Annotated in this window: 6 protein-coding genes; 3 read left to right on the top strand and 3 right to left on the bottom strand. The window is 51.8% G+C overall.

The features are described from left to right. Entirely contained in the window at positions 1-1,323 is a 1,323-nt protein-coding gene (gene miaB, locus ACTHUE_RS10315; protein WP_003684389.1) for a tRNA (N6-isopentenyl adenosine(37)-C2)-methylthiotransferase MiaB, read from the bottom strand. A gap of 73 nt (positions 1,324-1,396) precedes the next feature. After that, positions 1,397-1,792, bottom strand: coding sequence for a hypothetical protein (locus ACTHUE_RS10310; RefSeq protein WP_049333912.1), 396 nt, complete (start codon positions 1,790-1,792; stop codon positions 1,397-1,399). A gap of 198 nt (positions 1,793-1,990) precedes the next feature. Here ACTHUE_RS10310 and hemL point away from each other — a divergent pair, with 198 nt between their 5' ends. Beyond that, complete coding sequence (gene hemL, locus ACTHUE_RS10305; protein WP_049336068.1) at positions 1,991-3,274, top strand: glutamate-1-semialdehyde 2,1-aminomutase; 1,284 nt, start codon at positions 1,991-1,993, stop codon at positions 3,272-3,274. Positions 3,275-3,358: 84 nt separating this feature from the next. Here the strand turns inward: hemL and ACTHUE_RS10300 are convergent, their stop codons facing one another. Next, positions 3,359-3,823 (bottom strand): universal stress protein, encoded by a 465-nt coding sequence (locus tag ACTHUE_RS10300; RefSeq protein WP_003680896.1) that lies wholly within the window; start codon positions 3,821-3,823, stop codon positions 3,359-3,361. A gap of 186 nt (positions 3,824-4,009) precedes the next feature. Between ACTHUE_RS10300 and ACTHUE_RS10295 the strand changes: the two genes are divergently transcribed. Beyond that, the gene (locus ACTHUE_RS10295; protein WP_049336067.1) at positions 4,010-4,786 is read left to right on the top strand and encodes a tRNA threonylcarbamoyladenosine dehydratase; all 777 of its coding nucleotides are present in this window, start codon (positions 4,010-4,012) and stop codon (positions 4,784-4,786) included. 10 nt (positions 4,787-4,796) lie between these two features. After that, positions 4,797-5,264, top strand: coding sequence for a hypothetical protein (locus tag ACTHUE_RS10290; protein WP_049336064.1), 468 nt, complete (start codon positions 4,797-4,799; stop codon positions 5,262-5,264). Positions 5,265-5,436 lie beyond the last annotated feature (172 nt).

Genomic DNA, 5,436 nt, shown 5'->3' with positions numbered 1-5,436 from the left:
TTATACCGGTTTGCCTTTCAGGGAGAAGGTGTAGGCTTCGGTGATTTCCAAATCGATCATTTGGTTGATCATGTCGGGTGTGCCGGTAAAGTTGACCACGCGGTTGTTGGCGGTACGGGCTTGCAGTTGGTCAGGGTCTTTTTTGGAGATACCTTCAACCAAGCAGCGTTGAACCGTGCCGATCATGGTTTGATTGATGCGCGCGGTTTCGGCTTCGATGACTTCGTTCAAAGCTTCGAGGCGGCGCACTTTTTCTTCGTGCGGCGTGTCGTCGTGCAGGTTGGCGGCAGGCGTACCTGGGCGCGGACTGTAAATAAAGACGAAGCTCAAGTCGAAGGCAATGTCTTTCACCAGTTTCAAGGTTTGCTCGAACTCGCGCTCGGTCTCGCCCGGGAAGCCGACGATAAAGTCGGAGCTGAGGCACAAATCAGGACGGATGGCGCGCAGTTTGCGGATGATGGATTTGTATTCCAAGGCGGTGTAGCCGCGTTTCATTGCGCTCAATACGCGGTCGGAACCGCTTTGAATCGGCAGGTGCAGGTGGGAAACCAGCTTCGGCAGGTCGCGGTAGCACTCGATAATCGCGTCGGTAAATTCGCGCGGATGGCTGGTGGTAAAGCGCAGGCGTTCGATGCCGGGGATTTCGTGGACGATGCGCAACAAAGTGGCAAAGTCGCAGATTTCGCCGTTTTCCATTTCGCCGCGATAGGCATTGACGTTTTGGCCTAAGAGGTTGATTTCTTTAACGCCTTGTTGCGCCAAACCGGCAATTTCGGTCAATACGTCGTTGAGCGGGCGGGAGAATTCTTCGCCGCGGGTATAAGGGACGACGCAGTAAGAGCAGTATTTGGAACAGCCTTCCATAATGGAAATGAATGCCGAACCGCCTTCTACGCGCGCAGGCGGCAGGTGGTCGAATTTCTCGATTTCGGGGAAGGAAATGTCGATTTGAGACAGACCGGTGGTTTCTTTATCGACGATGAGTTTGGGCAGGCGGTGCAGCGTTTGCGGGCCGAAAACCACGTCCACATACGGAGCGCGTTTGACGATGTTCTCACCTTCTTGAGAGGCAACGCAGCCGGCAACGCCGATGATGAGGTCGGGATTTTTTTCTTTGAGCGGACGTACGCGGCCTAAGTCGGAGAAGACTTTCTCTTGCGCTTTTTCACGCACGGAGCAGGTGTTGAACAAGATGATGTCGGCGTCGTCAGGTTGGGTAACCTGCTCGATGCCGCCGTGTTCTTCGGCGAGGACGGACAGCATTTTTTCGCTGTCGTACTCGTTCATTTGGCACCCGAAGGTGCGGATAAATACTTTTTTCATGGTTTGTTTTGATTGACTTGCTTGTTGTAAAAGGGTTCAGACGGCCTGTGCAATACTCTGGTCGTCTGAAAAATTATTCTTCCGCCTTTTTCTGCTTTTTGGCGTGTTCGATGAACCTGTCGGCCTCGGCGTCGGTCAAAATCCAGATTTCGCGGACGAGGCGGCTTTCTTCGTTGTATTTGAACGCAACGGCTTTGCCGGTTTGATTCAGCAGGCGGCCCATGGGGATGAAACGGTCGTTTTCATCGTGGATTTTGGTGAAGCGGGTGATTTGCAGTTTGGCTGCGTTGCCGTCCACAATGCCCAAGGTCAGCAGGCGCGTCCAAGAAAAACCGCCTTTGCTGACTTTCAGATAAGGCAGATCGACGGTTTTTAAAACGGCCACATCCATATCGTCAGGCAGGCTGCGTTGTGCATGGACGAGGGAGGACGCCAAAAGGGCGAGGCTGAGTATGAATCCGCGTAACATGATGCTTTTCTTTTATTGTTTCAATAGGTCGCGGATTATAGCACAAGCAGGAAAAATATGGATAGAGTGTTTGTTTTTAAAGAATAATTTTGATTTTGCGCCCGATTCTTATTTTGAAGCCTGGGCCGTCTGAAAAGGATTTGGTGTTAAAATGGCATCGATTTGATTTTCAGACGACCTCTTACGAAAGAATTGACCATGAACCGTAATGAAAGCTTGTTCAACCGCGCCAAAGCCATTATTCCCGGCGGCGTGAACTCTCCTGTGCGCGCATTCGGCAGCGTCGGCGGCGTACCGCGCTTTATCAAAAAGGCAGAAGGCGCGTATGTTTGGGACGAAAACGGCACGCGTTATACCGACTATGTCGGCTCTTGGGGCCCTGCGATTGTCGGCCATGCCCATCCCGAAGTCATTGAAGCCGTGCGCGAAGCAGCATTGGGCGGTTTGTCGTTTGGTGCGCCGACTGAAGGCGAAATTGTCATTGCCGAAGAAATCGCTAAAATCATGCCGTCCGTCGAGCAGCTGCGCCTTGTCAGCTCCGGCACGGAAGCAACGATGACCGCCATCCGTCTGGCACGCGGTTTTACCGGACGCGACAAAATCATCAAGTTTGAAGGCTGCTACCACGGCCATTCCGACAGCCTGTTGGTGAAAGCAGGCAGCGGTCTGCTGACGTTTGGCAACCCTTCTTCCGCCGGTGTGCCTGCCGACTTTACCAAACACACTTTGGTACTCGAATACAACAATATCGCCCAACTGGAAGAAGCCTTTGCCCAAAGCGGCAATGACATTGCCTGTGTGATTTTGGAGCCTTTTGTCGGCAATATGAATCTGGTTAGGCCGTCTGAAGCCTTTGTCAAAGCCTTGCGCGAATTGACTGAAAAACACGGTGCCGTGTTGATTTACGACGAAGTGATGACCGGTTTCCGCGTGGCGCTGGGCGGTGCGCAATCTTTGCACGGCATCAAGCCTGATTTGACCACCATGGGCAAAGTGATCGGCGGCGGTATGCCTTTGGCGGCGTTCGGTGGCCGTAAAGACATTATGGAATGTATTTCCCCGTTGGGCGGCGTGTATCAGGCAGGCACATTGTCCGGTAATCCGATTGCGGTTGCGGCCGGTTTGAAAACGCTGGAAATCATTCAGCGCGAAGGCTTCTATGAAAACCTGACTGCCCTGACCCAACGCCTCGCCAACGGTATTGCCGACGCGGCTAAAGCGCATGGCGTTGAATTTACGGCGGACAGCGTGGGCGGTATGTTTGGTTTGTATTTTGCCAGCCATACGCCGCAAAACTATGCCGACATGGCGCGTTCCAATATCGACGGTTTCAAACATTTCTTCCACGGTATGCTCGACCGCAATGTCGCATTCGGCCCGTCAGCTTACGAAGCCGGTTTTGTTTCCGCCGCGCATACGCCTGAGCTGATTGACGAAACCATTGCTGTGGCACACGAAGTGTTCAAAGAAATGGCAAAATAAAAGCTGAAGTTGTCATGTGAAAATGAAAAAAGGCCGTCTGAAAAATATTCAGACGGCCTTTCGCTATTTTAAATAAATGCTTGATTATGCTTCTTCAGCTTTGCTGCGGATAATCAGCAGAGGCAGGTGGCTTTGACGCATTACGGTCTCGGCGAAGCTGCCCATCAGCAGGTGCATCAGGCCGGTGCGGCCGTGTGTGCCGAGTACCAACAGGTCTGCGCCGTTGTTGTCGGCGTAGTCAACCAAGTCTTGCGCCATTTCGCGCGCGCCTTTGTTGGCAACCAACAGGTGTTTCACGATGTTTTCAACGCCGCTTTCACGCGCTGTTTTTTCTGCGAAATCCAAAACTTCGTTACCTTGAGCCACTGCGGCGGCTTCGTAGCTTTCGTGTTGCAGGAATTCAGGAGCCAAAGCCATGTATTCTGCAGGGTTGGCAACGTGAACCAAAGTCAGTTGGGCTTTGTTGAGGCTTGCCAGTTCGGCGGCATGTTTCAATGCATTGAGGGAGGTCTCGCTACCGTCAACGGCTACAACCAGATGTTTGTACATATTCATTCTCCTTTTGCGCCGAGTAGCGGCACTTTCGTTTAATATGAAATCAGAACTTGTCTGAATGTGAAACGATTATAAACTCTTTCGGGCAGGTACAACAGCCCATCTGCTTTCAAGTATAATGTCTGTCCGAATCGCCTGTCGCGTTTTTCATTAATTTATTGATATATCACAAGGTTGCTTATGCAGGACGCTGCTTTTCTTTCTTCGCGCCGCTTTGGCGGTATTGCCAGACTTTACGGAGACGAAGCGCTGGCGCGCTTTTCGCGTGCGCATGTGTGCGTGGTCGGCGTCGGCGGCGTCGGCTCGTGGGCGGTGGAGGCGTTGGCGAGGAGCGGCATCGGTCGTTTAACGCTGATTGATTTGGACAATGTTGCCGAATCCAATGTCAACCGCCAGTTGCACGCTTTGACCGATGATTTCGGTAAGGCAAAAGTTACCGCTTTGCGCGAACGCATTGCCCAAATCAATCCGCAATGCGAAGTGACGGAAATCGAAGATTTTGTTACCGAAGACAATCTGGACGAACTTTTCAGACGGCCTTTTGACTTCGTCATCGACGCCATCGACCAAATCCGTGTCAAAGCGGCGATGGCGGCGTATTTCGTGCAACATAAACAACCGTTTATTATCAGCGGCGGCGCGGGCGGACAGAAAAATCCGGCTTTAATCCAAACTGCCGATTTAAGCCGCGTCACCCACGACCCGTTGCTTTCCAATTTGCGCTATACCTTGCGCAAACGCTACGGCTTCAGCCGCAATACCAAAGAAAAAATGCGCGTGCCTTGCGTTTATTCAACCGAGAATATTACGCCGCCGCAATCCGGCGAAGCGTGTTCGACCGATGTCGCGCCGCAAGGTTTGTCCTGCGCGGGCTATGGGGCGAGTATGCTGGTAACGGCTTCGTTTGGGCTGTATTGTGCGCAGGCTGCGGTGGAGCATATCGCAGGGCGGAAGTGAGGGGTAGGAAATGGGTAAGAGCCGATTTTTTAAAGCCTACTTTATTGCCAGTCTGATTTATGCGGTATGGTTCGGCGTATTGATGTATGCCGTCGATCCGATGTTTCTCGATGTGATGGAATGCAATACGTTGCCCGGCGATTATTTGTGTGTGCAAAGCGGTTATACCCGTCCATTCACCACTTTTCTTTATCCGTGTCTGTCCGTCGTGATATTCAGCCTTTTGCACGCCGGTATCATGAAATGGCGCAAACGCCGTTCGGTTAAAATGATTTGGCTTTTGGTCGGCTGCGAAAGTTTGCTGTTGTTGGCTTTGATGGTGGCGATGCTTGCGAGGGATGGTTTTGTGTTGTCCCGAGATATCGGTTTGGTACTGACGGGTACGGTTTTCGCCAGCCTGCCGCTGTTGGGTATGGCCTTGGCTCAGACCTTTGCCGTCGCCATTGTTTCTTTGCAAATCAATCGTAAAAAACGCTGATTTTTATATTAAAAACGGCTTGTCCTCGTTTCAGACGGCCTTTTGTTGATGAAACTTCTTACTAAACTTAAAAAGAAAAAGACCCTTTAACCATGCCTTCAGAACACCTTATTTCTTCCACTGCCGCAACGCCGTCTGAACATACCGTTGCGTGGGTGTTCGGTCAGCCTGT

The organism is Neisseria sp. P0021.S005, from assembly GCF_051956955.1.
This window is presented reverse-complemented; position numbering and strand designations above follow the sequence as displayed.

Excerpts from the sequence above, each read along its gene's own strand:
- miaB (WP_003684389.1), bottom strand. The coding sequence starts at position 1,323 with ATGAAAAAAGTATTTATCCGCACCTTCGGGTGCCAAATGAACGAGTAC.
- ACTHUE_RS10310 (WP_049333912.1), bottom strand. The coding sequence starts at position 1,792 with ATGTTACGCGGATTCATACTCAGCCTCGCCCTTTTGGCGTCCTCCCTC.
- hemL (WP_049336068.1), top strand. The coding sequence starts at position 1,991 with ATGAACCGTAATGAAAGCTTGTTCAACCGCGCCAAAGCCATTATTCCC.
- ACTHUE_RS10300 (WP_003680896.1), bottom strand. The coding sequence starts at position 3,823 with ATGTACAAACATCTGGTTGTAGCCGTTGACGGTAGCGAGACCTCCCTC.
- ACTHUE_RS10295 (WP_049336067.1), top strand. The coding sequence starts at position 4,010 with ATGCAGGACGCTGCTTTTCTTTCTTCGCGCCGCTTTGGCGGTATTGCC.
- ACTHUE_RS10290 (WP_049336064.1), top strand. The coding sequence starts at position 4,797 with ATGGGTAAGAGCCGATTTTTTAAAGCCTACTTTATTGCCAGTCTGATT.